At 70.3% G+C, this 25,485-nt stretch carries 26 protein-coding genes; 21 read left to right on the top strand and 5 right to left on the bottom strand.

Features of this window, described 5'->3' with window-relative positions; all coding sequences use genetic code 11:
- Window positions 1-53: 53 nt before the first annotated feature.
- Window positions 54-677, bottom strand: a complete 624-nt coding sequence (locus tag M1L60_RS03590; RefSeq protein ID WP_253235804.1) for a nucleoside/nucleotide kinase family protein — start codon at window positions 675-677, stop codon at window positions 54-56.
- Between the two features lies 1 nt (window position 678).
- Window positions 679-1,224: a GNAT family N-acetyltransferase gene (locus M1L60_RS03585; protein WP_253235803.1), complete on the bottom strand. Its 546-nt coding sequence runs from the start codon at window positions 1,222-1,224 to the stop codon at window positions 679-681.
- Window positions 1,225-1,288: 64 nt separating this feature from the next.
- Here M1L60_RS03585 and M1L60_RS03580 point away from each other — a divergent pair, with 64 nt between their 5' ends.
- Genes M1L60_RS03580 through M1L60_RS03565 form a run of 4 tightly spaced genes read left to right on the top strand, consistent with a single transcriptional unit; the run spans window position 1,289 to window position 3,135 of the window.
- A complete protein-coding gene (locus M1L60_RS03580; RefSeq protein WP_253235802.1) occupies window positions 1,289-2,005 on the top strand; it encodes a class I SAM-dependent DNA methyltransferase in 717 nt (238 codons plus the stop codon).
- A 37-nt stretch (window positions 2,006-2,042) separates the two neighbouring features.
- Window positions 2,043-2,348 (top strand): ArsR/SmtB family transcription factor, encoded by a 306-nt coding sequence (locus tag M1L60_RS03575; protein ID WP_253235801.1) that lies wholly within the window; start codon window positions 2,043-2,045, stop codon window positions 2,346-2,348.
- Window positions 2,345-2,788, top strand: a complete 444-nt coding sequence (locus M1L60_RS03570) for an SRPBCC family protein (protein ID WP_253235800.1) — start codon at window positions 2,345-2,347, stop codon at window positions 2,786-2,788. The genes M1L60_RS03575 and M1L60_RS03570 overlap by 4 nt, the downstream gene beginning before the upstream one ends.
- Complete coding sequence (locus M1L60_RS03565; protein WP_253235799.1) at window positions 2,785-3,135, top strand: nuclear transport factor 2 family protein; 351 nt, start codon at window positions 2,785-2,787, stop codon at window positions 3,133-3,135. The genes M1L60_RS03570 and M1L60_RS03565 overlap by 4 nt, the downstream gene beginning before the upstream one ends.
- Here M1L60_RS03565 and M1L60_RS03560 read toward each other — a convergent pair.
- Window positions 3,114-3,914 (bottom strand): thioesterase family protein, encoded by an 801-nt coding sequence (locus tag M1L60_RS03560; protein WP_253235798.1) that lies wholly within the window; start codon window positions 3,912-3,914, stop codon window positions 3,114-3,116. The two genes, M1L60_RS03565 and M1L60_RS03560, sit on opposite strands and share 22 nt — an antisense overlap.
- A gap of 613 nt (window positions 3,915-4,527) precedes the next feature.
- Between M1L60_RS03560 and M1L60_RS03555 the strand changes: the two genes are divergently transcribed.
- The 7 genes from M1L60_RS03555 (at window position 4,528) to M1L60_RS46820 (ending at window position 8,871) form a co-directional block, all read left to right on the top strand.
- On the top strand, window positions 4,528-4,959 hold the full coding sequence (locus M1L60_RS03555) for a hypothetical protein (RefSeq protein WP_253235797.1): 432 nt from the start codon (window positions 4,528-4,530) through the stop codon (window positions 4,957-4,959).
- A gap of 331 nt (window positions 4,960-5,290) precedes the next feature.
- Window positions 5,291-6,094: a class I SAM-dependent methyltransferase gene (locus M1L60_RS03550; RefSeq protein ID WP_253235796.1), complete on the top strand. Its 804-nt coding sequence runs from the start codon at window positions 5,291-5,293 to the stop codon at window positions 6,092-6,094.
- Window positions 6,095-6,107: 13 nt separating this feature from the next.
- Entirely contained in the window at window positions 6,108-6,656 is a 549-nt protein-coding gene (locus tag M1L60_RS03545) for a hypothetical protein (RefSeq protein WP_253235795.1), read from the top strand.
- A gap of 9 nt (window positions 6,657-6,665) precedes the next feature.
- Window positions 6,666-7,196, top strand: coding sequence for an alpha/beta hydrolase (locus M1L60_RS03540; protein ID WP_253235794.1), 531 nt, complete (start codon window positions 6,666-6,668; stop codon window positions 7,194-7,196).
- A 41-nt stretch (window positions 7,197-7,237) separates the two neighbouring features.
- A complete protein-coding gene (locus tag M1L60_RS03530; protein ID WP_253235793.1) occupies window positions 7,238-7,588 on the top strand; it encodes a DUF6204 family protein in 351 nt (116 codons plus the stop codon).
- Between the two features lie 38 nt (window positions 7,589-7,626).
- Window positions 7,627-8,319 (top strand): Clp protease N-terminal domain-containing protein, encoded by a 693-nt coding sequence (locus tag M1L60_RS03525; protein WP_253235792.1) that lies wholly within the window; start codon window positions 7,627-7,629, stop codon window positions 8,317-8,319.
- Window positions 8,320-8,739: 420 nt separating this feature from the next.
- Complete coding sequence (locus tag M1L60_RS46820) at window positions 8,740-8,871, top strand: hypothetical protein (RefSeq protein WP_256515904.1); 132 nt, start codon at window positions 8,740-8,742, stop codon at window positions 8,869-8,871.
- Window positions 8,872-8,880: 9 nt separating this feature from the next.
- Here M1L60_RS46820 and M1L60_RS03520 read toward each other — a convergent pair whose 3' ends face one another.
- Window positions 8,881-9,672 (bottom strand): carbon-nitrogen hydrolase family protein, encoded by a 792-nt coding sequence (locus M1L60_RS03520; RefSeq protein ID WP_253235791.1) that lies wholly within the window; start codon window positions 9,670-9,672, stop codon window positions 8,881-8,883.
- Window positions 9,673-9,801: 129 nt separating this feature from the next.
- Between M1L60_RS03520 and M1L60_RS03515 the strand changes: the two genes are divergently transcribed.
- The 10 genes from M1L60_RS03515 to M1L60_RS03470 all read left to right on the top strand — a co-directional run bounded on the left by M1L60_RS03515 (window position 9,802) and on the right by M1L60_RS03470 (window position 23,406).
- Window positions 9,802-10,140 carry a YciI family protein gene (locus tag M1L60_RS03515; RefSeq protein WP_253235955.1) on the top strand — a complete coding sequence of 113 codons (339 nt, stop codon included), beginning with the start codon at window positions 9,802-9,804 and terminating at the stop codon, window positions 10,138-10,140.
- On the top strand, window positions 10,137-11,369 hold the full coding sequence (locus M1L60_RS03510; RefSeq protein ID WP_253235790.1) for an RNA polymerase sigma factor: 1,233 nt from the start codon (window positions 10,137-10,139) through the stop codon (window positions 11,367-11,369). The genes M1L60_RS03515 and M1L60_RS03510 overlap by 4 nt, the downstream gene beginning before the upstream one ends.
- 149 nt (window positions 11,370-11,518) lie before the next feature.
- Window positions 11,519-12,028, top strand: coding sequence for a hypothetical protein (locus M1L60_RS03505; protein WP_253235789.1), 510 nt, complete (start codon window positions 11,519-11,521; stop codon window positions 12,026-12,028).
- Between the two features lie 31 nt (window positions 12,029-12,059).
- Entirely contained in the window at window positions 12,060-13,649 is a 1,590-nt protein-coding gene (locus M1L60_RS03500) for an ATP-binding cassette domain-containing protein (protein WP_253235788.1), read from the top strand.
- Window positions 13,642-15,003, top strand: a complete 1,362-nt coding sequence (locus M1L60_RS03495) for an aminotransferase class V-fold PLP-dependent enzyme (protein ID WP_253235787.1) — start codon at window positions 13,642-13,644, stop codon at window positions 15,001-15,003. Before M1L60_RS03500 ends, M1L60_RS03495 begins: the two co-directional genes overlap by 8 nt.
- A 67-nt stretch (window positions 15,004-15,070) precedes the next feature.
- Window positions 15,071-19,546 (top strand): hypothetical protein, encoded by a 4,476-nt coding sequence (locus M1L60_RS03490; protein ID WP_253235786.1) that lies wholly within the window; start codon window positions 15,071-15,073, stop codon window positions 19,544-19,546.
- Window positions 19,547-19,958: 412 nt separating this feature from the next.
- The gene (locus M1L60_RS03485) at window positions 19,959-20,576 is read left to right on the top strand and encodes a GntR family transcriptional regulator (protein WP_253235785.1); all 618 of its coding nucleotides are present in this window, start codon (window positions 19,959-19,961) and stop codon (window positions 20,574-20,576) included.
- A complete protein-coding gene (deoC, locus tag M1L60_RS03480; protein ID WP_256515969.1) occupies window positions 20,539-21,201 on the top strand; it encodes a deoxyribose-phosphate aldolase in 663 nt (220 codons plus the stop codon). The genes M1L60_RS03485 and deoC overlap by 38 nt, the downstream gene beginning before the upstream one ends.
- Window positions 21,202-21,389: 188 nt before the next feature.
- Entirely contained in the window at window positions 21,390-22,961 is a 1,572-nt protein-coding gene (locus M1L60_RS47695) for a PP2C family protein-serine/threonine phosphatase (protein ID WP_253235784.1), read from the top strand.
- Window positions 22,954-23,406: a response regulator gene (locus M1L60_RS03470; RefSeq protein ID WP_253235783.1), complete on the top strand. Its 453-nt coding sequence runs from the start codon at window positions 22,954-22,956 to the stop codon at window positions 23,404-23,406. The genes M1L60_RS47695 and M1L60_RS03470 overlap by 8 nt, the downstream gene beginning before the upstream one ends.
- Here M1L60_RS03470 and M1L60_RS03465 read toward each other — a convergent pair.
- A complete protein-coding gene (locus M1L60_RS03465; RefSeq protein WP_253235782.1) occupies window positions 23,331-25,472 on the bottom strand; it encodes an ATP-binding protein in 2,142 nt (713 codons plus the stop codon). The two genes, M1L60_RS03470 and M1L60_RS03465, sit on opposite strands and share 76 nt — an antisense overlap.
- Window positions 25,473-25,485 lie beyond the last annotated feature (13 nt).

Below are 25,485 nucleotides of genomic sequence, written 5' to 3'. Positions count from 1 at the left end.
GTCCTCGTTCTGGCTCTCACCCCCAGAACGGGGCCGCCCCACGGATTTCTACATCAACACCGAAGAATTTTGGGGGCGGCCGGATCCGAGTGGTCGATCAGCACGTCGGCGCGCTCCTGCGGCCGGCACGCGGCGAAGTAGAGGCGCTGCCCACCGACGTACCGGGCCAGGCTCGGATGGTTCGGATCCGGGTGCGAGCCGTCGCGCGCGGCCATCCGCGGCACTGTCACCTCGAACGGCGCGTCCAGGAAGATCGTGAACTCCCAGCACCCCCGCAACTCGTCGCGGTGCAGGAACAGCCCGTCCACGATCAGCACCGCGTCCCTCGGCGCGCTCCGCCAGTCAAGATCCAGAATTGCGTCCGTACGCAGATCGTGCCCGGCCGGGCGGAAGCGGCGATCACCGCCGGGCCCCAGCGGGTCCAGCACGTTGCGCCGCAACGCCGGATAGTCGTAACTGTCCAGCCAGAACCCCTCCGGCGACTGCCGCCCCCGCCGGTACCGAACCGCCCGCGGCTGATGAAAGTCGTCGGCCGACACCTGGACGACGTCCCGCCCGCTGTCCCGCAGCGCCCCGGCCAGCTCAGCGGCGAACGTGGTCTTCCCGACCCCGTCCACCCCGTCGACGGCCACGCGGGCCGCTCCCGGCGGCACCAGCGCGGCAACGCGATCCGTCATGTCAGCGCTGCATGATCCAGATGGGGAGCGGGGCGGCGATCTCGCCGGTCACGCGCCAGCCGGCTCGGCGGTAGAAGTCGACGTTGGCCGGGTTGCTGGTCTCGAGGACGGCGGGCAGGGCGTCGGCGGCCGCCCGGTCGAGGCCCGCGTGCATGACGGCCTGGGCCCAGCGGCGGCCGGTGTGGTCGGGGTGGGTGCCGAGCACGCCGAGGTACCAGAAGGGTTCGCTCGGCAGGGCGTCGTGCACAGCCCGGTCGTACGCCCGGACCCGCGCCAAAGCGTCGGCCGGCAGGACGGCGTCCAGGCCGTCGTCGGTGGCAGGCACACCCGGCGGCTCCCACATGGCCGTGGCGGCGCCACCCTGGATCGTCCAGACCGTGCGCCGATCGACGCGCTTGTCGAAGCAGGCGCCGAAGAACGCCTCCGCGTACCGCGGGTAGGTGTCGTCGTCGGGGAACACGTGACGCAACGCGGGATCTTTCACGAACGCCGCGACGAGAGCCTCGAGCACACCCCGGCGGTCGTCGGGCCCGGCAACAGTGATCACAGGGTGGCAGCCTATCGCGCGTAATCGCGTTGCGTGCCTGTCCCGGGCCGGGCTGACTGCACGCATGGCTCTCGACTTCGCCGCCGCGTACGACGAACTCAACCCGGCCGACCACGACTACCGCTTCTACACCGCGCTGGCCGTCGAGCTCGGCGCCACGAGCGCGCTGGATCTCGGCTGCGGCACCGGAACGCTCGCCCGGTTGCTGGCCGCCCGCGGTTTGCGCGTCGTCGGCATCGACCCCGATCCGGCCATGGTGCGGGAGGCCGGCCGCAGGTCCGGCGCCGTCGACTGGCGGCTCGGCTTCAGCGACTGCGCCGATCCCGGCTCGGCCGACTTCGCGGTGATGTCCGGGCATGTGGCCCAGGTGTTCCGCCACGATGCCGTCTGGTCGCGTACGCTGCGCGATCTGCACCGGGCGCTGGTTCCCGGCGGCACGCTGGCCTTCGAGTCGCGCAATCCGTCGGCCCGGTCCTGGGAGCGCTGGTCCCGGGAGGCGACGCTGCGCACCGTGGGCACCCCGGACGGCCCGGTCGAGTTCTGGCACGAGACGGCCGAGGTCACGCTGCCGCTGGTCGCCTACGACACGTTCACCCGCAACACGCGCACCGGCGAGCTGACCTCCACCCGCGACGTGCTCGCCTTCCGCGACGCCGAAACCCTGCGTCGGTCCGTCCAGGAGGCCGGGTTCCAGCTTTCTTTTTCGTACGGAGATTGGGACGGGAAGCCGGAGGCCGTCCTCGCGCACGAGGTCATCATCGGCGCGGTTTCACAAACATAGCTTTGCACAAGCGGTCGTTTGTATTATGGTCGTCCGCATGTTGGACGCCTCTTTCGCCGCCTTGGCCGACCCCGTGCGCCGGGCGCTGGTCAGCCGGCTCGCCCGGGGTGAGGCCACGGTGAGCGAGCTGGCCGAGCCCTTCGACCTGACCCAGCAGGCCATCTCGCACCATGTCGGCGTGCTGCGGCGCTGCGGCCTGGTCGAGCAGCGCCGCGACGGCACCCGCCGCCCGTGCCGCCTGCGCCCCGATCAGCTGGCGCTGGTCGGGGCCTGGGTCGACGAGCAGCGCCGCCTGTGGGACGACCGGCTCGACGCGCTCACCCAGCACCTCGAGGCCCGGTGACCGCCCGCCTGCGTGGCGACGAGCTCATCGCCGAGCGCCGTCTGCCGGCCCCGCCCGAGCGGGTCTGGGCCGCGTTCACCACGGCGGCCGGCATCGCCGCCTTCTGGGGTGGGTCGCACGCCACCGTCCCGGTCGACTCCGTGCGGGTCGACCTGCGCCCCGGGGGCACGTTCGCGCTCGACACGTACGCCCCCGGCAGCGCCGCCGCGGGCCGGCTGTCGTTCGTGTACGTGACCGTCGCGCCGCCGCGCGAGCTGGTCTTCGACGAGCCGCGCACCGGCCTGCGGACGACGGTGACCCTGCGCCCGGCCGTCGGCGGCACCGACCTCACCGTCCACCAGCACAGACTGCCGCCCGAACTGCGCACCGCCCAGGCCGCCGACGGCTTGAGCGGGATCCTCGACGCCCTGTCCACCTACCTTTTGGAGAGCACCCGATGACCGTTCAGCGCGACCTGGTCGCCCAGTACTTCGAGGGCTTCCGTACCAGCGACCACGCCCGCATCCTGGCCACCCTCACCGACGACGTCGAGTGGGTCATCCACGGCCACCGCATCACCCACGGCAAGCACGACTTCGACGGCGAGATCGAGAACCCGGCCTTCACCGGCAGTCCCGCGCTCGACGTGCAGCGCGTCTACGAGGACGGCGCCACCGTCGTCACGACCGGCGAGGGGCGGGGTGCGACCGTCGAGCACGGCCCGTTCCGCTTCGCCTTCAACGACCTGTTCACCTTCCGCGACGGCCTGATCGCCCGGGTCGACTCCTACGTGGTCCCGCTGCCCTGAACCCGGACGGCGGCCAGCTGGATCCCCTGCGCGACCAGGTTGTCGCCCGAGTCCCAGACGTCGACGGTCTCGTCCATGCGGCCCGAGGTGATCTCGCTGGCGTGCATGACCACCCGCACCGGCCCGGGCGCGGGCAGCCGCCGCACGTAAGCGGTCAGGGTCAGAGCCGGCGCCCAGCCCGTGATGCCCAGCGTCAGGGACACGGGCGGCGCCGGGTCGGTCGCGATCAGCAGGCTCAGCGGATCCCAGTCGGCCCCGTCGGCCAGCCGCAGCCACCCCGCGACCCGCCCCACCGGCGACGGCTCGCCGGCCGCGAACCCCAGGACCGCGGGGTCGAGCCGGTGTTCCACCAGATCGAGCAGCGGCACCGGGAACGGCTGGCCGGGCGCGGTGGCGGGCAGCCGGAAACAATCCTCCTCGGCGGGCAGGTCGGGCGCCTTGTCCCGCCGCCAGAACGGCTCGGCCGCGTCGAGCGCACCCTGCGTGACCAGCGCTTCCGCACACGGTTGCCCGTCCTGCACGAGCCGCGCCCGGTACTGCCCGGCCGTACGCCCGGCGCGCAGCGTCTCGACCTCGACCTGGGCCGGCCCCGGCGACGGCGGGCGCAGGAAGGTCGTGGTCATCGCCACCAGGTGGGGGAGCGGGGCGGTGGCGGCCACCGCGCGCCCGATCACGGCCATCAGGTAGCCGCCGTGCAGTTTGTCGCCGACCGCCCACTGCGCATCGAGCTCGGCCCGCAGGTTCTGATCGACGGCGGTCGCCTCGCGAAAGCTGGTCATCCCGCCACCTTACGATCTGCACCCACCCCACACGATCTTGCCGGATACTCCGTCCGCGCTGCCCTGTCGGCCGGCCGACGAAGCCGCCGCCTCGCTCGATGCTCATGCGTCGGGCGGCGCCACAACATTCCCAGCGGGCGCGCACTTGGCGGGCATCGGGACTGTGACGGTCGGGTTGGTGCGCCTGCCTCCACGACTACGGGCTGCGTCGACGAAACCCTAGTATCCTAGGATGCTTTAGGCGCAGAGACCGACACCACATCGGACGGTCGTCCCTTCGGGCCGCCCGCAACTCCGACCAAACCGCTCAGCCGGGGCTTTGACCGCAACGCGACGGAGAGCCTCGAACAACAGGGGCCACTCGGTCGTCATCGCTCAGACCGACGCGGTTCGTCTTGTTGAGTACACCGGGGTTTCGCCTGACGAGGGGAACTCTGGTCCGGCAAGCGTGCGGTACCACCACCCGTGAGACCGTCGCGACCCGCCCTCGTCGACGCGGCGTTTCTTGATCTGGCCGTTTGCGCGCTGGCTGGCCAGGAAGGATGGGCCTCATCAGGTTTCGGCCCGGCTGTGTCAGGGGGCGACCGTGAAGGTCCGTGTGTGGCGGGGTGGAATGAAGCAGTACGTCATCCCGCGGTTGCCCGGCGAATGGGAAGTCGCCAGCCGGTCGGGTGGGTTCCTCTGTCGTCGGCCGGTCGGCTGGCTGGCCTGCTGCGTAACGCTCGGAGGCAGCAACTTCTCGTCTGCTTTCGACGCCAAATACCTGGTGGTGTTCCTGGCCAAACCCGAGGACGGCGTCACTGGGCGCTGGCAGCACTTCCATCGTCAAGGCGAGATCGACCCCTACTGGCCGGCCCCGGCGCCCACGTCCGTGCCGGAGGCTGAGGGACCGATGCTGGAGATTCTCGACCTGATCCGGGACCAGGCCCTGCCGTACTTCGATCGTTCGGCACCCTGGCCACTTTTGCACCGCTGGTCGAAGCCGACGCTGCCGAGTGCCCGGAGAACGTCCATTTCCAGGAGGAACTCTTCTGTCTGCAGGTGATCCGGGGTGATCTTGAGGCGGCGATGAGGACTACTGACGTGGCCGAGAGCGCGGGTAGGGACGACGGCCGCGATTGGGCTGTCGCTGTCGGGCGGCGAGTGCGCGAGAACGCCGAGGCGATCCGGCGCGACCCGTCGTCCGGCCTCAAGATCATGCGGGTCCAGGCGGAGCTGACGCGGTCGAATCTCGGTATCGCTTCAGATTGATCCATCCTAGGACGGCTTACACGCGGAGATCAATAACACAAAGGACGGCCGACCCTACGGGCCGCCCGCACCTGGCGACCAAAACCATTTGGCTTGGGCTGTTCGTGGGCTGGACCATCGGGGGCATGCTGCGACCTGAGGTTCTGAACTACTACCTGCGCGGTGGTGAGCGGGATCGGCTGAGCTCCGGCGCGGGGCGGCTCGAGTTCCTGCGTACGTGGGATGTCTTGATCCGGACGTTGCCGGCGTCACCGGCCGTGGTGCTCGACGTCGGCGGTGCGACCGGTGTCTATGCGGCGCCGTTGGCGCAGGCGGGTTACGAGGTGACCGTCGTCGACCCGGTGCCTGAGCACGTGGCCGTGTCGCGTGGCCTGCCCGGCGTACGGGCAATGGTGGGGGACGCTCGCGAGTTGCCGGCCGGCGATGCGAGCGCGGATGCCGTACTGCTTCTGGGTCCTCTTTATCACCTGCAGGAGCGGTCGGATCGGCTGGCGGCGTGGCGTGAGGCGGGTCGGGTGGTGCGTCCGGGTGGGGTGGTGGTGGCGGCGACGATCAGCCGGTTCGCGTCGTTGTTCGACGGGTTCGTGAAGGGGTTCTTCGGTGATCCGGCGTTCGGGCCGTTGGTCGAGCGGGTGCTGGCCCAGGGTCGGCACGGTAATCCGGATGAGGTGCCGCGCTGGTTCACGAGCGCGTATTTCCACCGTCCGGAGGAGTTGGCGGGTGAGGTGGCTGACGCGGGTCTGGTGTTGCGGCGGGTGGTGTCGGTGGAGGGTCCGTTGTGGATGAGTCCGGCGGCGCTCGACGGTTTTCTCGGGGATCCGGCGTTGTTGCTGGACAGGCTTCGGGTCGTGGAGGAGGAGCCGAGTTTGCTGGGGGCGAGCAGTCATCTGCTGACGGTGGCGGTTCGGGAAAGTGTCGGGGGGTTGTGATTAACTGCCGCCCGTGGCTGACGACAAGGGTGGGCTGGAGGCTCGCGCGCTGACCGCTGCCGAGGGTGGCGGGTGGTCGGGTCTGCTGTTCGACAATCCGGTGGTCGGGTTGCCGCCGGCTCTGACGTGGACGTGTGCGGTTCCGTTGGCACCGGTCGAGGGTGAGCGGGCGGGTCTCGATCTGGATTGGTTGCCGTGGGCGGCGGCTGATTGGCGGGCGATGGCCGGGGTCGAGGTGTCGTGCGCGTCGTTCGCCGAGCCGGCCGAGGCGAGTGTCTATTTCCGGGGCCATCACCGGTACGACCGGGTGGTGGTGCGGGTGGCCGAGCAGGTCGGGGCGCGGATCCGGGTGGTGGCTTCGGTGTCGGGTGACATCGATCGTTTGGGGCCGGATGAGGTGGCGGTGGACACGTGGCTGGCTTTCCGGGGGTTCACGGTGCAGCTCAGTGGTGTGTCGTCGGCGTCGGCGGCGTTGGATCGGCTGGCCGGGTTCACCACGGTGGAGGGTCTGGTCGAGGTGGATGATCCGCGGGGCATCGCGTTCCGCTTTCAGCCCCGATAGCGTTTCGGCATGGCCGATGCGGTGGTGATTCCTGGAGCTAAGTTCGGGCCTGGTGCACCGCTTCCGATGTATGCGGGTGATGTGGCGTCTCATCGGGGGGCGGTGGTGCACCGGCATATGTGGTCTGAGGAGCCGCCGGGTCCGGGGCCCGAGCGGGAGTTGTGGGTGCAGGCGCAGGTGGCGCCGGTTCTCGACGGTTTGCCGGGTCAGCCGTTGCTGATCGGGAAATCGTTGGGGTGTTTCGCTGCGGGTCTGGCCGCGGATCGTAGTTTGCCGGCGGTGTGGCTGACTCCGGTGTTGACGGCGCCCTGGTTGACAGCTGCGTTGGAGCGGGCGACGGCGCCGTTTCTTCTGGTCGGGGGTTCGGCGGATCCGGTGTGGGACCGGGCGGCGGCGCGGCGGTTGTCCCCTTATGTCGTCGAGGTGCCGGCCGCGAATCACGGGATGTACGTGCCGGGGCCGTTGACGGACACGATCGCGGTGCTGGCGCGGATCGTGGTGGCGGTGGAGGAGTTCCTGGACGAGGTCGGGTGGCCGTAATCCGGTTTCGCGCCGGGGTGGTCTTTGGCAGGGTGGCGGCCATGGGTCGGACAGTGCGGGTGACGGTGCGGGGCAGCTTCGACGGTTTGAGCGAGGCGCAGGTGGCGGAGTTGCGGGCGGGTGCGGCGGCGCACGATTTCATGAACACGCAGTACACCGCCGAGGGTTATCTGGCCTATGACTTGGCGCGGCCGTTCTTCACGTTCCGGTTCGCCGAAGTGGTGGAGGGGCCGGACGAGGTGGCGGCGGCCGGTGTGCGGGCGCAGGTGAAGGCGGAGGCGTGGATGGCCGAGCACGGTTATCCGATCAAGGGTGTGTCGGTGCAGACGGTTGATATGGCCGAGGTGCCGTTGGGCAAGCGCGGTCGCCGCGAGGCCTCGCGTCAACCCTAGGTTGACGATTCGTCTGCCGTCAACCTAGGGTTGACGGCATGACTTTTCCTGTACGGTTGGATGATCTGATCTCCGCTATCACCGAGAACCGTCCGGACGGCGCGCTCGAGCGCTTGTCCGATGCCGTGCTGCTCAGCGACCGGCTGGGGGAGCTGGCCGACCATCTGATCGGTCACTTCGTCGACCAGGCGCGTCGTTCGGGCGCGTCGTGGACCGAGATCGGCCGCAGCATGGGCGTGTCGAAGCAGGCGGCCCAGAAACGTTTCGTGCCGGACGATCCGTCGAACGGTTTCAGCCGCTACTCGGCTCCGGCCCGCAGTGTCGTGGTCGCGTCGATGGCCGCGGCGAAAGAGACCGGCCACCACGAGATCCACCCCGGGCATCTGCTGCTCGGGCTGGTCGCGGCGACCGACACGATCGGCGTACGGGCCCTGGCCGCGTCGGGGGTGTCGGCCGACGCACTGCGGGCGGCTGTGATCACCGCGTTGCCGCCGGCAGCCGGCCCGGACGCCGAGGAGCCGGTGCTGTTGCCGTTCGACGCCCGCGCCCGCAAGGCGCTGGAGCTGACGTTCCGTGAGGCGCTTCGCCTCCAGCAGGATTCGGTGAGCACCGGGCACATCCTGCTCGCCCTGCTGGAGGAGGAGCCCACGGAGTCCGGCCTGCTGGCCCGCCTGGGCGTCACCAAGGCGGGCGTTGACGACTTCGTCCGCTCCGCGACACCCGAGAGCTGAACTCTGCTTGGTCCGGTGCCGGTGCGGGTCGAGAGGCGCTGCGTTCGGCCGGTTCCTCGGTCGCCTCCCATCGTGCGGCTACGGAACCCAAGGTGTGCTCGAGGGTTCCGCGGTCCAGCGCATCGTGGTTCCTTCCGTGAAGCTGCCCCGTCGTGGTGGGTGCCGTGGTCGACGGTTACGTCGTGGAACTCCGCGACGCCGTCGAGCCGTTGGCCCGGTTGCGGGCCCGTCACGGCACCTACTTCGTGACCGGCAACCACGAATACATCTCCGGCGCCGACCTGTGGATCGAGAAGGTTCGCCAGATGGGCCGGCGGCCGCTGGAGAACGCGCGGGCCCAGCTGCCGGGGTTCACGCTGGCCGGCGTCCGGCGGTCAGCTGTGGCCCCTCACCCATGTGGCCGAGGCGGCGAATCCCACCGTGGCCGGCCTGGAACGCTACGGCGACACCCAGCTGTATGTCAGCCGCGGCGCCGGCGCCTGGGGTCCGCCCACCCGGGTCGGCGCCCCGTCGGACGTCACGATCGTGGAACTGGCATCACGGCAAGCCTGAGGACAGGCGTCAGCGGTGCAGTGGGTGGTAGTCGAGGGAGAGGACGTCTTGGCGGCGCTGGCCGAGGTACCAGGTTCCGGTTTCGTCCAGGTCGATGGTGTGCCGCAGAATGCCGTCGCGGCCGGCGGGGAGTTCGCCGAGCACTTCGCCCCGCGGGGAGATCAGCATGCTGGGGCAGTGCTGGTGGGGGTGGGTGATGTTGGCGGAGGCCAGGAAGCGCTGGTTCTCGGCGGCCCGGCTGATCAGGTGGCTGCGCCAGACGCCTTCGGGTTCGCGGGTGTTGGCGGCGTTGGTGAGGTAGACGAACAGGTGGGCTCCGCTCGCGGCGAGGTGTTGCCACTGTTCCGGGAAGCGGATCTCGCGGCACAGCTGGACCCCGGCCGTGGCGGTTCCGTCCGGGTTCGGGACGTCGAAGGTCGGTAGGTGGTGGCCGGGGTGCAGCCGGTCGCGTTCGTTCATCGCGAGGTTGATCTTCCGGTAGACCTGGTGGCGGGGGCCGTCGGCGGGGAAGAACAGGGCGGCGTTGCACCATCCGCCCGGTTGCGGCAGGAGCGATCCGCAGAAGACGTGCACCTGCTTGCCGGTGGCCAGCCGCGCCACCTGCATGACGGCGTCGTCGATGGCGGCAGGATCCAGGGCGTCCAGCGGGGTCAGGTCCTCGTCGTAGCCGGACAGCATGCCTTCCGGCAGAACCACCACGTCGCCGGGGTGGGCCTGGTCGAGCACGTCCTTGACGGTGTTCAGGTTGGTGGTCACGTTCCAGACGGCGGGGACCTGGGCGATCATCACGGACATCCGCATCGGGTCATCCTGGTCGACAGGTGCGGGAAAATAATCTCGGGGTCGTGTCGATGGGGGCGGGTTCTGTTCGTCGTGGGGGTGTGCGGCGGGGTTGCCGCTCATGACAGAGGAGGAACTGCTGTGAAGTACATGCTGCTCATCAACGCGGGGTCGGTGGCCGAGGACGGGTCGGCGGACGGGTGTGACGTGCAGGACTGGGTGAACTTCGACAAGGCTGTGCAGGACGCGGGGATCTTCGTGTCCGGGGAGTCGCTGGCCGACCTGGTGACCGCGACCAGTGTGCGGGTGGCGGCCGACGGGACGCGGACCGTGGTGGACGGGCCGTTCGCGGAGACGCGGGAGGTGCTCGGGGGCTTCTACGTGATCGACGTGCCGGATCTGGATGTGGCACTGGAGTGGGCGGCCCGTTGTCCGGGGGCGCTGGGCGGTGGTTCCGTGGTGGTGCGGCCGGTTGCCGACTTCGCGTGAGTTCGTCTGAGACCGGCGCGGCCGTGGAGGCTGTGTTCCGGGAGGAGCACGGGCGGTTGCTGGCGGCGCTGGTGCGGCGGTTCGGGGACCTCGACCTGGCCGAGGAGGTGACCTCGGCCGCGTTGGAGGCGGCTCTGGTGCACTGGCCGGTCCAGGGGGTGCCTGCCAAGCCGGGGGCGTGGTTGATGGCGACCGCTCGGCGCAAGGCCGTGGATCGGCTGCGCCGGGATCAGGCGTACGCCGCGAAGTTGGCATTGATGCAGGTGGACGCGGTGACGGAGCCGGTCGAGGGGGCCGAGTTCCCGGACGACCGGTTGCTGTTGTTCTTCACGTGCGCGCATCCGGCGCTGCCGCCGGAGGTGCGGGGCGCGTTGACGTTGCGGTGCCTGGCCGGGTTGGGCACGCCGGAGGTGGCGCGGGCCTATCTGGTGCCGCCGGCGACGATGGCGCAGCGGATCGTGCGGGCCAAGAAGAAGATCCGGGAGGCGCGGATCCCGTTCCGGGTGCCGGGGGCCGACGAGTGGCCCGGGCGGTTGCCGGGTGTGCTGCAGGTGCTCTATTCGATCTTCACCGAGGGGTACGTGGCCAGTTCGGGGCCGAGCCTGCAGCGGGCCGATCTGGCGGCGGAGGCGATCCGGCTGGTCCGGATCCTGCGGTTGCTGCTGCCGGCCGAGCGGGAGGTGGCCGGGTTGCTGGCGTTGATGCTGCTCGTGCACGCCCGCCGGGACGCCCGGACAGCCGCCGACGGTTCGATCGTGCTGCTGCAGGAGCAGGATCGGGGGCGGTGGGACGGGCCGATGATCGCCGAGGGGCTCGCTCTGGTGCGGGTCGCGTTGACCGGTGGGCCGGCCGGGCCGTACGCGGTGCAGGCGGCGATCGCGGCCCTGCACGACGAGGCGGCGTCGGTCGCGACCACGGACTGGCCGCAGGTGGTGGCCCTGTACGACGTGTTGCTGGTGCTGACGCCGTCGCCGGTGGTGGCGGTGAACCGGGCGGCGGCGGTGGCCCTGCGCGACGGCCCGGCGGCCGGTCTGGTGCTGCTGGACGCGCTCCGCGATTCCGACAAGCTGCGCGATTACGGGCCGTTGCACGTCGCCCGCGGGGAGTTGCTCGAGCGGCTCGGCCGCCGCGGTGAGGCCGTCTCCGCGTACGGGAAAGCTCTGGACCTGGCCGGGACCGAGCCGGAACAGGCCCATCTGCGGCGGCGGCTCGCCGCGCTGAGCTCCTGATCGAACGGCGACAACACGTGCACGGCGGCCGGATCGGGTGCGGGCGGCACGGCGTCGTCGAGGCGTTGTGCCCGCAGCCAGATCCGTCGCGCTTGCTCGATCCCCAGGTCCACCCGGTGAGGATAGATCGTCATCTAGGATGGCCCGCTGTGGAAGCCCCCGTGATCTCGCGCCGCCGGCGCCGCGTCCTGATCGCCGTCATGACGGTGGTGTTCGTGGTGGCCGCGGTGTTCACCGCCTACCTGGCCGGCGTCTTCGACGACGAGGGCGACTTCCGCACCGAACCCGAGGCGTGCACGTCGCTGCAGTCGAGCATGCCCCGGCTGGGCGCCCCGTACGTCGCCAAGCCGGACGGCAAGAACAACTGTGACCTGTGGCTGCCGGACTCCGACGGCCCGAAGCTCACCGTCGCCTACGCGGTGATCTCGGCCAGCCGGGGTGACGCGCCGGACGCGGCCAGCACCAAGCTGCGGGAGTTCGCCCCGCTGGGCTTCGTGGAACTGCCGAACCTGGCCGACGAGGCCTACATCCGCGTCACCAGCCTGTACTTCCGGGTCAGCAACCTGCTGGTCGGCATCACGGTCTATCCCGAACCGGCCAGCACGCAGGCCGCCGTCCAGACCTTCGCCCGCGACCTGGCCGAGCAGCTGCGGGCCTGATTTTGTCGTACGCCCCCAGTAGCGTGGCCGCATGCCTATTGTGGACTCGGCCCGGGGACTGTCGCTGCAGGCCGACCGCCTGGGGCAGATCGTGCGGGGCGGGCGGCGCACCCTCGACGACGTCTCGCTGAGCGTGCGGGCCGGCGAGCTGGTGGCGATCATCGGGGCCAGTGGGGCCGGCAAGACGACACTGCTCGACGCGCTGTCCGGGGTGCAACCGGCCGCCGAGGGCCGGGTGCGCTTCGGCGGGGGCGGCGGCCCGGTCGGCTACGTGCCGCAAGACGACATCATCCACCAGCAACTTCCACTGCGGAAAACCCTTCAGTACGCGGCCCGGCTGCGCCTGCCCGCGGCCGATGCCGACCGGCGGGTGGCCGAGGTGCTCGACGGGCTGGGCCTGGCCGCCCGCGCCGGCACCCGCGTCGGTGACCTCAGCGGCGGTGAACGTAAACGGGCCAGCGTGGCCGTCGAGCTGCTGGCCCGGCCGGGCGCGTTGTTCCTGGACGAGCCGACCTCGGGGCTCGACCCGGCGGCGGCCGCGGAACTGCTCGCGGTGCTGCGCCGGCTGGCCGCCGACGGGGTGCCGGTGGTGCTGACCACCCACAACCCGGCCGACGTCGACCGCTGCGACACCGTGGTGGTGCTCGCCCCCGGCGGGCGGCTGGTGTTCGCGGGGCGGCCCGCCGATGCGCCCGGCCATTTCGGGGCGGACGACGTGGCCGGCATCTACGGGCGGCTGACCGACGCGCCGGCCTGGGAGCATGCGCCCGAACCGGCCCCGGCCGAACGCGCACCGGACGAGGCTTCGCAGGCTCCCGGCGTACTCAATCAGATCGCGCTCCTGACCCGCCGCAACGTCGCTCTGCTGCGGTCCGATCCGCTGACTCTGGCGATCCTGGCCGGGTCGCCGCTGGTCATCCTGGCCATGTTCCTGATGTTGTTCGAGGCCGGCGCGTTCGACCCGGCCCGGCCCGACCCCGCCACCACCGTGATGATCCTGTTCTGGATCGCGTTCGGCGTGTTCTTCTTCGGGCTCAGCTACGGCCTGCTGCAGATCTGCACCGAACTGGCCATCCTGCGCCGCGAAGTGTTCGCCGGGCTGCGCCGCGGGCCGTATCTGGCCGCGAAGATCCTGCTGCTCATGCCCATGCTGGCCGTGGTCGACCTGCTGCTGCTCGGGGTGCTGCGCGCCCTCGACCGGCTGCCCGCGTTCAGCGCCGGGCTCTACCTGACCACCCTGCTGGCGTCGGCGTGCGCGCTCACCCTCGGCCTGCTGTGCTCGGCCGCCGTGTCCGACGTGGCCCAGGTCGGGCTGCTGCTGCCCATGCTGTGTTTCCCGCAGGTGCTGTTCGTCGGGGCGATCCTGCCGGTGCCGGTGATGGCGCCGGTCGGCCGGTGGATCAGCTACGCCATGTCGAACCGGTGGTCGTTCGAAGCGCTCGGGCACTCCGCCGGCGTCGAACAGCTGTGGGCGTCGGGCGCGTCCCCGCTCGGGCCGCCGCTGCTGGCCACCTACGGCGACACGTTCAGCCGGGCGCTGTGGGTCGACTGGACCATCCTGGCCGCCATGACGCTGGTGTTCACCGCCGCCACGTGGGGGGTGCTGCGCCGCCGTGTCTGAGCAACTCCGGGCCACCGAATACGCCCATCTGGACGCCGGCGGTGAGGTCTACCTCGACTACACCGGGGCCGGGGTGTACTCGCAGTCGCAGCTGCGCCACCACCAGGAAAGGCTGGCCGCCCGCGCGTACGGCAACCCGCACTCGGAGAACCCCGCGTCGGCCGCGTCCACCGCCCTGGTCGACCAGGCCCGCCGCGACGTGCTGCGGTTCCTCAACGCCGACCCGGCCGAGTACGCGGCGATCTTCACCGCCAACGCGTCCGGCGCCTGCCGCCTGGTCGGCGAGGCCTACCCGTTCGGCCGTGCCCGCGACCTGGTGATGACCTTCGACAACCACAACTCGGTCAACGGGATCCGCGAGTTCGCCCGCCGCGCCCGGGCCCGCCGCCGCTATGTGCCCCTGACCCCGCCGTCGCTGCGGGTCGCCACCGACGACGTGCGCGCAGCCCTGCGCCGGCGGCGGGGGTTGTTCGCGTTCCCCGCGCAGAGCAACTTCACCGGGGTCCAGCATCCCCTCGACTGGGTCGCGCTCGCCCACGACGCCGGCTACGACGTGCTGCTCGACGTGGCCGCGTACCTGCCGACCAACCCGCTCGACCTCAGCGCCGTCAAACCCGACTTCGTGCCGATCAGCTGGTACAAGGTGATGGGGTTCCCCACCGGCGTCGGCTGCCTGGTCGCCCGGCGCGACGCCCTCGCGAGGCTGCGGCGGCCGTGGTTCGCGGGCGGCACGATCGCCGCGGTCAGCGTCGGCGCCGAATGGCACGAACTGGCCCCCGACGAAACCGCCTTCGAGGACGGCACCCTCAACTTCCTCGACATCCCCGACGTCTCGTACGGCCTGCGATGGCTCACCGACCTCGGCCGCGAAGCCGTCCGTACGCAGGTGGCCACACTGACCAGCACCGTGCTGACCGGTCTGTCAGCGCTGACCCACGGCAACGGGCAGCCACTCGTGCGCCTGTACGGCCCGGCCGACAACGCCGGGCGCGGCGCGACGGTGGCGTTCAACCTGCTCGACCCCTCCGGCGTGGTGGTCGACGAACGCCTGGTCGCCGCCGAAGCCCTGACCGACGGCCTGTCCCTGCGAACCGGCTGCTTCTGCAACCCGGGCGCCGGGGAGGGCGCCTTCGGGATCCGGCCGCGGGTGCTGCGCGGCATGCGCGGCTGGGGCGTACGCACCGTCGACGACTACCTGAAAGTCCTGGGCGTCCCCACCGGCGGCGCCATCCGTATCTCGTTCGGCGTGGCCTCCACCACCAGCGACATCACCCGCCTACTCGAGTTCGTAGCGAAGACTTACCGCGACCGCCCGGCATCGGCCGACGGACTCGCCCCCCGCCTGCGGTGCTGAACACTGAGACAATCACGCGGACTCGCATCCGATGTGGCCGAGCGGCACGCGGGCAGATTCGGTACGGGTGCCCCCGCGAGCCTCACCGACCGCCTGGGCGGACGCTCAGGTCGGCACCTCCGCAGCTGGCCTGACCTTTGGTCAGACATCGGGCAACAAGAGTTCTGTTACCGACAGTGTCTTTTCCGTGACACGGGCCGGAGCCCGGCTCGCAGAGCATTCCGGCATGGCTCACGTAGTCCTTGGTCGTGTGGTGCTAGGCGAGGCCGGCGGGCTGGCGGTAGAGGGCGTCACGGTCCAGTCGCATGCTTCCGGTTGGAACGAAGGCCCGGACGAGCAGGTGGTCACGACCGCGATGACAGCATCGGACGGCCGGTTCGTGCTGGTCTTCAACTTCGTCAATCTGAGCGAGTGGGCCGTACGGATCTTGTCGCCGGCCGGCGTGCTGGTCCGCGAGATCCCGATGGTGCCGCCGGGCGACATGCAGGAGACCTTTGACGACCTCGGTGAACTGATCATTCCGTTCGGGCAGGGCGGGTTGGAACTGCCCCGGCGGCCACGGGCGGCCCCACCGCGGCCCCGTGTCGGCGGGCGGGTTGTGGACAGCGGCGGCCGATGCAGCATCCACTGCCTGCAGGTCCTGATCGAGGCCACCACGGCCGGTCACGAGACGTTCCGGCCGCTGGCCGTCGGCCGCACCGACAAGTCAGGCCGGTTCTTCGTCGAGTATCCGAATGTCGCGATCACCACCGCCCGCGCCCTCATCCCCGGCGTTGCAGACCCGATCCCCCTGCCGACCGAGCTGGGTCTGATCGCGCCCGAACCGTTGATCGTCATCGACGTTGAGGCGGCCGAGCATGAGCACGAGACGTCCGGATGCACCTGTGGCTCCGCGACCGACGTTCCGCGACTGCCCGGTCAGGACGATCTGGCCGAGTCGTCGTCCACCTATTCGGCCGACCTGGGTGCGGGATGCGTCAACTTCACCGCGCCGAACCGGGCAATCGAGGAATTCGACTTCTGGACCGTCGTGCGAACCAGCCAACCCGCCGTCAGCGACGACGCTGATTTCGAGGCGGAGTCCCGGCGTGACTTCGGTGACCGGCAGGTGGTCTGGGACGGCGAGCCGGAACTCTTCCAGGCCGTGGCCGCCGCGCACGGCCACCTGCTGCATTTCCGTCAGACGTGGTTCGCCGACGGTTACTCCCTGGGCGACCTGCTCTACAGCCTGCCTCTCGCGCCGGGCCAGAAAAAGTTGATCTCCGTCGTCGACTGGCAGCGTGAGGAGTCCGCGACCCGGCGCGAGGACACCGTATTCAGCGAGTCGGTGAACGCCGACCTGCAGCGCAACCGCGACGTCACCGAGGTCATCAGCGCGGCCCTCGCCGAGCAGTCCCGAGGTGGGTCGACGTCGTCGGTATGGGGTGTGGGTGCCGGCACCGGCGGGGCCGGCAACGGCTCGTATCAGGGCTTCAACTTCGGCGCATTGTTCGGTATCTCGGGCGGCTTCAGCCGGGCCGACAGTGAGGCGTGGCAGAACTCGTCGCGCAACTTCGCCTCGACCTCGATGAACTCGCTCCGCGACCGGGTCATGCAAGCTGCCTCGGCAATCAGAGGCATCCGGAGCAGTGTCGTGTCGACCGTGGGGGAGAGTGAGGCGGTCCGGGCCGAGACCGATGTGGTCGCCAACCACAACCGTTGCCACGCCCTCACCATCCAGTATTTCGAGGTGCTCCGACATTTCCAGATGCGGCACGATCTGGTCGAAGTCAAGGAGTGCCTGTTCGTGCCGCTGCCCATGGGCCCGTTCGATCCGGACAAAGCACTACGCTGGCGGGACCAGATCGAGCCGTACCTGCTGCGGCCCGAACTGTCCGGAGCCATGGAGGCGTTGCGCCGCGTCCGGACCGATTGGCAGGACGAGACGACGCCGGAAAATCGCTACGCCGACGAGACCGTCACCGACATCAGCGGCGAGTTCGAGATCGAGTTTCTCGCGTACCCGCCGCCCTTGCCGGCCGTCACTGACACCAGCGCCGCAGCGACCGCTCTCGAGCAATCGGCCGGCGCGATCATCGCATCGATCTTCTTCCCGCCGCTCGCTGTGGCCGTCCCCGCAGCCATCACCAGTGCTGCCTCGAACGCTGTCAGTGCTCTCAAAGCCCAGGCCAACGAGGATCTTAAGTACCGCAAGTTCCACCGGGACTACATGCCACGGTTTGCCGCCCGCTTCGTCAACGGACTCACGCTGGGTGTGATCCGTAGCGATGGCTCACGGACCGCTGCGACCGGCGATTTCACGCTGGCGAGCCGGTATCAGGCGGACCGGCGGCTGTTGGTCAGCTTCCGGGCCACGGTCACCGGGGTGCGGCGCGCGGACATCGCATCGCTGACCGTGGAATCGAACAATGGTGTGCCCGACGCGGTGCGTTGCGTGGTCCGATCACTGCGGTGCGATTACGCGACCGACTCCTTCGGGCACCGGCTGGCGGCCGAGACACGCCTCAACGACGACCTCGACGGGCCGCGGCTGGTACCCACCGGCACCTTCCCGCTGATCACCTTCACGGCCGATGCGAGCACCGCCGATCCGGTCCGGGTGCGAACTGCGCTCGACTCCTGGGAGCGGCGCAGCCCTCGCAACGAGGACCGGCGCCGCGCCGACCGGCTGATGCAGCACCTCAACGCCAACATCGAGTACTACCACCATGCCATCTGGTGGTCGATGGACCCTAGCCGCCGCTACATGTTGCTTGACGGATATCACGCGCCGAACGGCGGAGGGCGGTCCGTCGCGCAGGTGGTCGAGAACAAGCTGATCGGGATCGTCGGCAACTCGCTCGTCCTGCCGGTGGCCCCGGGCAATCGCCTCGACCCGCTGATTCGCATGGCCGAGAACCAGCCGGAGACCACCGACGACGATCCGAGCGGATTGTTCGCCTACTACGCGCCGCCGACGCCGGTCCCACCGGCCCGGATCAGTCTGCCCACCAAGGGGGTCTTCGCCGAGGCGGTCATGGGGGCCTGCAATGCCTGTGAACGAATCGACGACTCGCGGTTCTGGCGGTGGGAGGACTATCCACTGGACGAACCGCCAGCTATCGGACCGACCAGCACCGATTCGCGATCCGATGCGCCACCGGACGCGACCCCGACGCCGTACCCGGCACCGATCGTGAACGTGCAGAACGCCCCGTCCGCCCCCGATCCCTCCAGCCTCAGCACCATTGCCCAGTTGCTCGGCCAGGAGTCGTTCCGCGACCTCACAGGGCTGACCGGGACGCAGGCCAACGCAGCGGCGGCGTACAAACAGAACCTCGAGAGCGCCTTGGCTTTCGGCAAGGAGGCGAGCGAACTCGCGAAGCAGGCCGGGATGCTGGCGGCCAAGGACCGCGCGTTCGCGGCGATCGACTCGGCCGAGGCCGACGGGAAGATCACCTCGGAGGAGGCCCACGGCCTCCGGATGAGTGCGTTGAAGAAGGTCGTTGGCGACACCTCCAGCGCGGACGCCGGAGTCGAGATCACCAAGAAGAAGCTCGGCGTGATCGACGACGCCGGCAAGGCCGGCGTCGTCGATCCGCAGAAGGCGATGCAGCTGTCAGGCTCGATCCTCGACGATTTCGCCGCCGGCGATCGTATCGCCGATCCGGAACGGAACGCGGCCGCTCGCAAGATTGCCGAGATGGCACCGGGTGACGTGTCGAGTGTGGAAATCCAGCGCAACGGAGACACCACCAAGGTGACCGGCCCTGCCGCTCCGGACGGTTCCCCGATCATCCGGGCCAGCACCAGTAGTGACTGGATCGCCTGGCGCGGTCTGCTCGATCATCGGGTGTCGTACCAGCTGGCGCAGAAGTTGCTCCAGCGACGGCTGTACGTAGTGCCGGTTACGGCCGGACGAGGTGACGTCAACCTCGACTACTACCCGGCACAGATCTCCAAGCTGCCGATCCTCGAAGGGGTGCAGACGACGCCGGAGTCGCTGCTGGATTACGTCCGCCGGCACTTCGACGAATTCTTCGACACCGACAATTCGAGCTTCCCGCCGCTCGACGCCGCGATCGACGGGCCGGTCTGGGAGTCCGACAATCCCGTTGGCACGGTCATCGACATCCAGGTGAACGTCCTCAGTCCGCTCCTCCCACCGTTCCCCATGACCATCGACCGGTCGCTGGTGGTGTGCTCCCATTTCGACGCCCGGCATTGGATCTTCAGCACGCTGGTCGGCCCGCCCGAGCATTCCGCCGGGCACCCGGTGAGCGGCAACCGGATGTGGGGCATCGATCCCTACGGTGACGGGTGGACGCTCTACACGATGGGGGCGGACCGGGTCACCACCGCGTTGGAGTCCGGCTTGAACTCGATCACCGGCGTGGCGTGGCGAGGTGCCGACCGGCTGTGGACGAGCTTCCAGATGAAAGTGGCGGCATTTGTGAACGCCAACCAAGGCGTCGCAACAGCGTCCTATAAGCGCTCCGAACGCTTCGACTGGGATGTCATCGCGCCTCAGCTGGCCGTACCACTGGGCGAAGTGGAGATCTAGTTCGACCGGCTGTGCATCGGGCGCGCGGCGGCCGCCCTCTTGCCGTCGTGATCAGAGTGCATGCAACCAAACTCCCACTGAGACAGTAGGGATACATCAAAACTGACACTATGGTGTAACCGGCATTATGTCCGTTTCTGGTTTAATGGATTGCCAGTATTAGTAATCCAATAATTCGAGACGAGGTGTGATGAGTGATTTCTGGCAGTGGAGCTGGGGCGGCTATGGCCGGGACGGTGTTCAGGTTGTGCGCGAAACGCTGAGAGGAAGCGTTCAGGAGAAGCATCGCGCGGGGACGTGACAGCGAGCCGGGCTTACCGAGCCCGCTCGGTGCGCCTTGGCTCAAGGCTGGTTGACGCTGTCTGGTGGCCACGGGGTCTTCTAGGTTGTCTAGAGGACCTGGAGGAGTCGCGTGGGCAAGGCGCCGTTGTATGTGCGGATCGAGCGTGAGCTGCGGGCCCGGCTGGACCGGGCGCGGCCCGGGGACGTGGTGCCGGCCGAGTCGGCGCTTGCTGAGGAGTTCGGCGTTGCCCGGATGACGGTCCGGGCGGCGCTCAACGCCCTGGAGTCCGACGGTCTGATCGAGCGGATCCAGGGGCGGGGCACGTTCGTGCGGCAGCGGCCCGAGCCGCGGGCGGCGGGAACGTTGATGAGTTTTCAGGATCAGGTGCGCCGTTGGGGGCGGATTCCGCGATCGCGTCTGGTGGCGGGTGAAGTCCGAGCGGCCTCAGCCGAGGAGGCGGCGGCGTTGCAGCTGACCGCGGCGGCGCCGCGGGTGGTCTCGATCTCGCTGGTCCGATTCGCCGACGACGTGCCGCTGGCGGTCGAGTACGCCTGCTTCCCGCCGCATCTGGACGCGCTGCTCGACCTCGACCTGGAGACCGGATCGCTGCACCGCGCCCTGCACGAGCGAGGACTTCGTCCCACGCTGGGTTCCTCCCGGCTGACCGCGCAACGCGCCGGCGCCGACAGCGACCTGTTGCGCGTCCCGGCTGACGAGCCGCTGCTGGTCGAGACCCGACGGCTGTGAGATCGCCGCCCGCCGTCAGGTCGCCTCGGTCTGCGTCCGTCCCTGCGACGTCGAGCTCGCCAGAACTCTGCTCGCGGGCAGCGGCGTGCTGGTCGGGACCGTGGCCGGTTTCCCGCACGGCGACACCCGCACCACGGTCAAGGCGGCCGAGACCCGCGAACTCGTCGAGGCCGGCGCCGACGAGATCGACATGGTCCTGCACATCGGCCGGCTCCGCAGCGGCGACACCGCTTACGTCCACGACATCGCCGCCGTGGTCGCCGCCGCCCAGGGCCACGTCGTCAAGGTGATCCTGGAGAACGCCTACCTGAGCGACGAGCAGAAGATCACCGGCTGCCGCCTCACCGAAAAGGCCGGCGCGCACTTCGTGAAGACCAGCACCGGTTTCGCCCCCGGCGGCGCCACCCTGACCGACATCCGGCTGATGCGCGCGGCGGTCTCCTCACATATCGAGGTCAAAGCAGCCGGCGGCGTCCACAGCCTCGACACCCTGCTCACCCTCCACCAGGCCGGCGCCACCCGTTTCGGCGCCACCGCCACCGCGGCCATCCTGGACGACTTCGCGGCCCGTGGGCGCGGCGAGCAGCCGCCCGCCAGGGCCACGGCTTCCGGCGAAGGCTACTGACCGACACTTGTCCTCGCGGCCGAGCCGTCCGCCGGCGTGCCGCGAGTACGACGCTGGACGCTGGGTTCCGTTGTTTCGTGCTCAGGCTGCAAGCTCCCTACCCCGCCGGACCGGCTTGGTGGCCGGCTGACAGGATCATCCCCGGCGGGGGATAGTTGCAGGCAGGCAAGTGATCAGGGGGCGGAGCGGTGACGGAGTGGACGGCGGCGCTGCACCGCCTGTGGCGGGCCGCGGTCGTCATCACTTCCCGTGAGCAGTTGGCCGAGCTCGTCCTGCCCCCGCTGCAGCAGCTACCGGGCGTCAGGGCGGTGTGGGGGCTGCGCCACGCCGGGCCCGGGGACACCGTCCTGGCGTACCGGTGGCAGGGTCTGCCCCTGGTCGGTGACCGGCGCAAACTGGTCGAGAACCTGGCGCCGGCGACCGCCGGGCCGGCCCGGGTGATCGAGGCCGGGCCCGAGCTGCGTGAACAGGGTGTGGCCCGGGTGGTCGCGGCCCGTTTCGACCAGCCGGGCGAGGCCGGGGGCACGATCCTGGTCGCGCTGGACGACAGCGCCGACCCGGAACCGGTCGCGGTGTGCCTGACCCAGGTCGTCGAGGTCACCCACGAGGCGGTGCGGCGGCTGTCCGAGGTGCGCAGCGACCAGGAGCAGCAGGTCCGCGACGCGCTGCTGGCCGAGGCGTCGCTGCAGATGGACGCGGTGCTCGACACCGAGCAGACCATGTACCGGGTGCCGCGCATGGCCGTGCCCGCCATCGCCGAGGGCTGCCTGGTCTATGTGTACGAGGACGGCAAGCCGGTGCTGCGCAGCGCCGTGCACGTCGACATGCGGCTGCTCGGCGACATGCTGCGCGACCCCGACGAGGTGCGGCGGATGGCCGAGCCGGGCGAGCACGCGCTGGTGCTGCGGGCCCGGGGCCGGGTCATCGGGTTACTGGTGTTCCTGTTCGACCGCCCGGCCGACCGGATCCCGCCGGCGGCGTTCCTGCGCGACCTGGCGGCCCGGGCCGCCCTGGCCATCGACAACGGCACCCTGTACGAGCAACGCCGCCAGGAGGTCACGCGGATGCAACAGCATCTGCTGCCGACCCGGCTGCCCTGGACCGAGGGGCTCGAACTGGCCGCGTCCTACACGGTCGGGGACCGGGAGCTGGAGGTCGGCGGGGACTTCTACGACGCCGTGGTGCGTGACGACGGCGCGGTGGCCGCGGTGATCGGCGACGTGTGCGGGCGCGGGGTCGACGCGGCCGCGCTGACCGGGATGGCCCGGCACACCCTGACCGCGCTGCTGCAGGAAGGCCTGTCGCCGCAGCGGGCCCTGACCCGGCTCAACGCGCGGCTGCGGCTGGACGGGTCGTGGCGGTTCATCACCGCGGCGGTGGCGCTGCTGCGGCCCGACGCCGACGGGTACGCCGTGGAGTGGATCTCGGCCGGGCATCCGGCGCCGGTCGTCATGCGCGCGGACGGCACGGCCGGGCGGGGTGCGGGTGGCGGCGTACCGCTGGGGGTTCTGGACGGCCCGCAGTTCGGGTCGTCGACGTTGCGGCTCGGGCCGGGTGACACGCTGGTGATGTTCACCGACGGGCTGACCGAGAGCCGCGACGGTGACGGCACCATGTTCGAGCAGGACGGCCTGGCCCGGGCCCTGGACCGGTTGCGCGGCGAACCGGTGCAGGCCCTGGTCGACGGGTTGAGCAGCAGCGCCGACGCGGCTGACGACATCGCGCTGCTGGCGCTGAGGGTGAGGCGGTCCGGTGACTGATCTGGTGCTGGTCGTGGAGGACTCCGACGAGGACATCGAGGCCATAGCCCGCGCGATCGGCCGCTCGCATCCCGACGTGGGGCTGGAGTTCCTGCGTTCGGGCACCGGGGTGCTGCCGCGGCTGGGTGACGCCGGGCGGCCGCGGCCCAAGCTGGTGCTGCTCGACCTGAACATGCCGGGCGAGGGCGGCCTCGACGTGATCCGGCAGGTGCGGGCGGACGCCGGGTTCGACGCGCTGCGGCTGGTGGTGTTCACGTCGTCGGAGAACCAGGCCGAGGCGGAGGCCTGCTACGCGGCGGGCGCCGACAGCTACATCTACAAGCCGGTCAACTTCGCGTTGTTCCAGAGTGTGCTGGCTCAGACGCTGGACTACTGGCGCTCGCGGGACGTGAACGTGACCCGCACCGTGGTGCCGCCGCTCGGGGACTCCTCGGCCCAGGCCTGACCGCCGTGGCGTTCGGCGATGCGCCGGACGATGGCCAGCCCGGCCCCGGACCCGTCGCGGGCGGCCTCCGGGTGCAGCCGGCGGAACAGCTGGAACGCTTGTTCGCGCAGGTGGGCGGGCATGCCGATGCCGTCGTCGGAGACGACCAGCGCGTCGCCGTCGACCCCGACCGCGACCGTGCCGCCGCCCGGGCGGGCGTACTTGCCCGCGTTGACCAGCAGGTTGACCAGCACCTGGTCGAGCAGCAGCGGATCGGCGTCGATCTTTCCGTCGCCCACCTCGACCCGGACACCGGCCTCGGTCAGCCGCGGCCCGGCGACCTCCAGCGCCCGGGCGACGGCCTCACCGACCGGGACCGAAGAGCGGTTCAACGCCGTACGACCGAGGCGGGCGTACGACAGCAACGCGTTCAGCAGCGTGTCCATCCGGGTGGCCAGCCGCTGGATCGACTCGAGCCGGCGCAGCGTCACGTCGTCGAGCTGCCCGGCCGCGTCCTCGGCGATGAACGTCGAGGTGTTGGCGATCCCGCGCAGCGGCTCCTTGAGGTCGTGCGCGGCGGCGTGCGCGAACGCGTCCAGGTCGACGTTGGCCTCGGCCAGCTGCCGGGCGTGGGCGACGGCGACGCCCATCACGGCCCGGCCCAGTTCGACCGTCATGGCCAGGTCGGTGGTGGTCCACGGCATGCTGCGCCCGCGCACCGAGGCCAGGAACACCGCGGTCGAACCGCGCGGGGTCAGGCGTTCGCCGTGCGGGCCCAGCACCACCGGCGTACGCGGATCGGCCGCCCAGCGGCGAGGCACCGTGCGCTCGCGGCGCAGCCACACGATGCAGTCACCGCCGGGACCGAACGGCAGCACCAGCGCGCCCGGGAACTCGCCGGGCAGCTGGTCGCTGTGCCACACCTCGCCCAGCGGCGGCACCGTCACCGCCTCGGGCAGCGCCTTCAGCTCGGGCGCGGTCGACACAACTGTGCCGTCGCTGCAGACCAGCACCGCGTCGCAGTCGACCACCTGTTCGAGCCCGGCCGGGTCGCTCGACCAGCGCATGGCCAGATCCAGCGAGTACCGCTCGAGCAGGCGGGCGATCACCGTCCGGGACCTTTCGCGGGCCGCGGCCTCGTCGCGTTCGCGCAGGGCGGCCAGGTGCAGCGACAGCGCGACGCCGAAGAACTCGCAGGCGGCCCGGGTCTGCGGGCTGAGCACTTTACGGCGGCGGCCGTGACAGGCGATCAGCCCCCACAGCCGGCCGTCGTCGAGCAGCGACACCGACATCGACGAGGTGACCCCGATGTTGCGCAGGTACTCCAGGTGGAACGGCGACACCGTGCGCAGCACCGACAGGGACAGGTCGAGCTCCTCACCGCCGGGCTCCAGCCGGGCCGTGGTGTCCTCGACGTCGGCGATGACCCGGATCCAGTTGCGCTCGTACAGCAGGCGGGCCTGCGGCGGGATGTCGGTGGCCGGGAACCACAGGCCCAGCCAGGGCTCCCAGTCGTCGGCGACCTGTTCGGCGATGACCTCGCCCGGGCCGTCGGTGTGCTCGAAGCGGTAGGCCACGACCCGGTCGTAGCCGGTCAGCTCGCGGATCTCGCGGACCGCGTCCTGGCACGCCTCGACCACGGTGGCGGCGCGTTGCAGCCGGTTGAGGGCCTGGCGGACCGGGGCGTACAGGGTGCCGAACTCCGGGGTGTCGGGGGCCGGTTCGAACTCGAGCACCACGTGCTCGCCGGAGCGGTGCACGGTGACGTCGAACCGGCGAGCACCCAGCTCCAGGGGCATCATCGCGGTCTGCCCGGCGTCGGTCTCGGCCAGCGACCACAGGGTGTCGCGCTGCTGCTCGTCGATGATGCGGCCGATCGGCGCCCCGGCCAGGTCGGCGACGCCCAGCACCGCCTCGGCGTTGTCGCTGGCCACGGCCACCCGCTCGCGGGTGACAGCGAGCAGGGCGCCGTACGACTGGACGCCGCCGAGGCGGTGGATGGGCTCGCGGACGCAGGCCGTCAGGTCGAAGCTGGTCCCGGACTCCCGTTCGGCCGCGGCGACACGTTCGGGCAGCCACTCGGTCATGGTCCGACCTTAA

This window comes from Paractinoplanes aksuensis (assembly GCF_024137025.1).
Classification (GTDB): Bacteria; Actinomycetota; Actinomycetes; order Mycobacteriales; family Micromonosporaceae; genus Actinoplanes; species Actinoplanes aksuensis.
The sequence above is the reverse complement of the archived record's forward strand: the minus strand, read 5'-3'. Positions and strand labels throughout refer to the sequence as shown.

Bases quoted from the DNA above. Each gene is read 5' to 3' on its own strand.
- M1L60_RS03500 (WP_253235788.1), top strand. From the start codon at position 12,060: ATGCCTATTGTGGACTCGGCCCGGGGACTGTCGCTGCAGGCCGACCGC.
- M1L60_RS03590 (WP_253235804.1), bottom strand. From the start codon at position 677: ATGACGGATCGCGTTGCCGCGCTGGTGCCGCCGGGAGCGGCCCGCGTG.
- M1L60_RS03465 (WP_253235782.1), bottom strand. From the start codon at position 25,472: ATGACCGAGTGGCTGCCCGAACGTGTCGCCGCGGCCGAACGGGAGTCC.
- M1L60_RS03560 (WP_253235798.1), bottom strand. From the start codon at position 3,914: ATGACCAGCTTTCGCGAGGCGACCGCCGTCGATCAGAACCTGCGGGCC.
- M1L60_RS03515 (WP_253235955.1), top strand. From the start codon at position 9,802: ATGCTGCTCATCAACGCGGGGTCGGTGGCCGAGGACGGGTCGGCGGAC.
- M1L60_RS03520 (WP_253235791.1), bottom strand. From the start codon at position 9,672: ATGCGGATGTCCGTGATGATCGCCCAGGTCCCCGCCGTCTGGAACGTG.
- M1L60_RS03575 (WP_253235801.1), top strand. From the start codon at position 2,043: ATGTTGGACGCCTCTTTCGCCGCCTTGGCCGACCCCGTGCGCCGGGCG.
- M1L60_RS03565 (WP_253235799.1), top strand. From the start codon at position 2,785: ATGACCGTTCAGCGCGACCTGGTCGCCCAGTACTTCGAGGGCTTCCGT.
- M1L60_RS03525 (WP_253235792.1), top strand. From the start codon at position 7,627: ATGACTTTTCCTGTACGGTTGGATGATCTGATCTCCGCTATCACCGAG.
- M1L60_RS03540 (WP_253235794.1), top strand. From the start codon at position 6,666: ATGGCCGATGCGGTGGTGATTCCTGGAGCTAAGTTCGGGCCTGGTGCA.
- M1L60_RS03530 (WP_253235793.1), top strand. From the start codon at position 7,238: ATGGGTCGGACAGTGCGGGTGACGGTGCGGGGCAGCTTCGACGGTTTG.
- M1L60_RS03580 (WP_253235802.1), top strand. From the start codon at position 1,289: ATGGCTCTCGACTTCGCCGCCGCGTACGACGAACTCAACCCGGCCGAC.
- M1L60_RS03555 (WP_253235797.1), top strand. From the start codon at position 4,528: ATGAAGCAGTACGTCATCCCGCGGTTGCCCGGCGAATGGGAAGTCGCC.
- M1L60_RS03550 (WP_253235796.1), top strand. From the start codon at position 5,291: ATGCTGCGACCTGAGGTTCTGAACTACTACCTGCGCGGTGGTGAGCGG.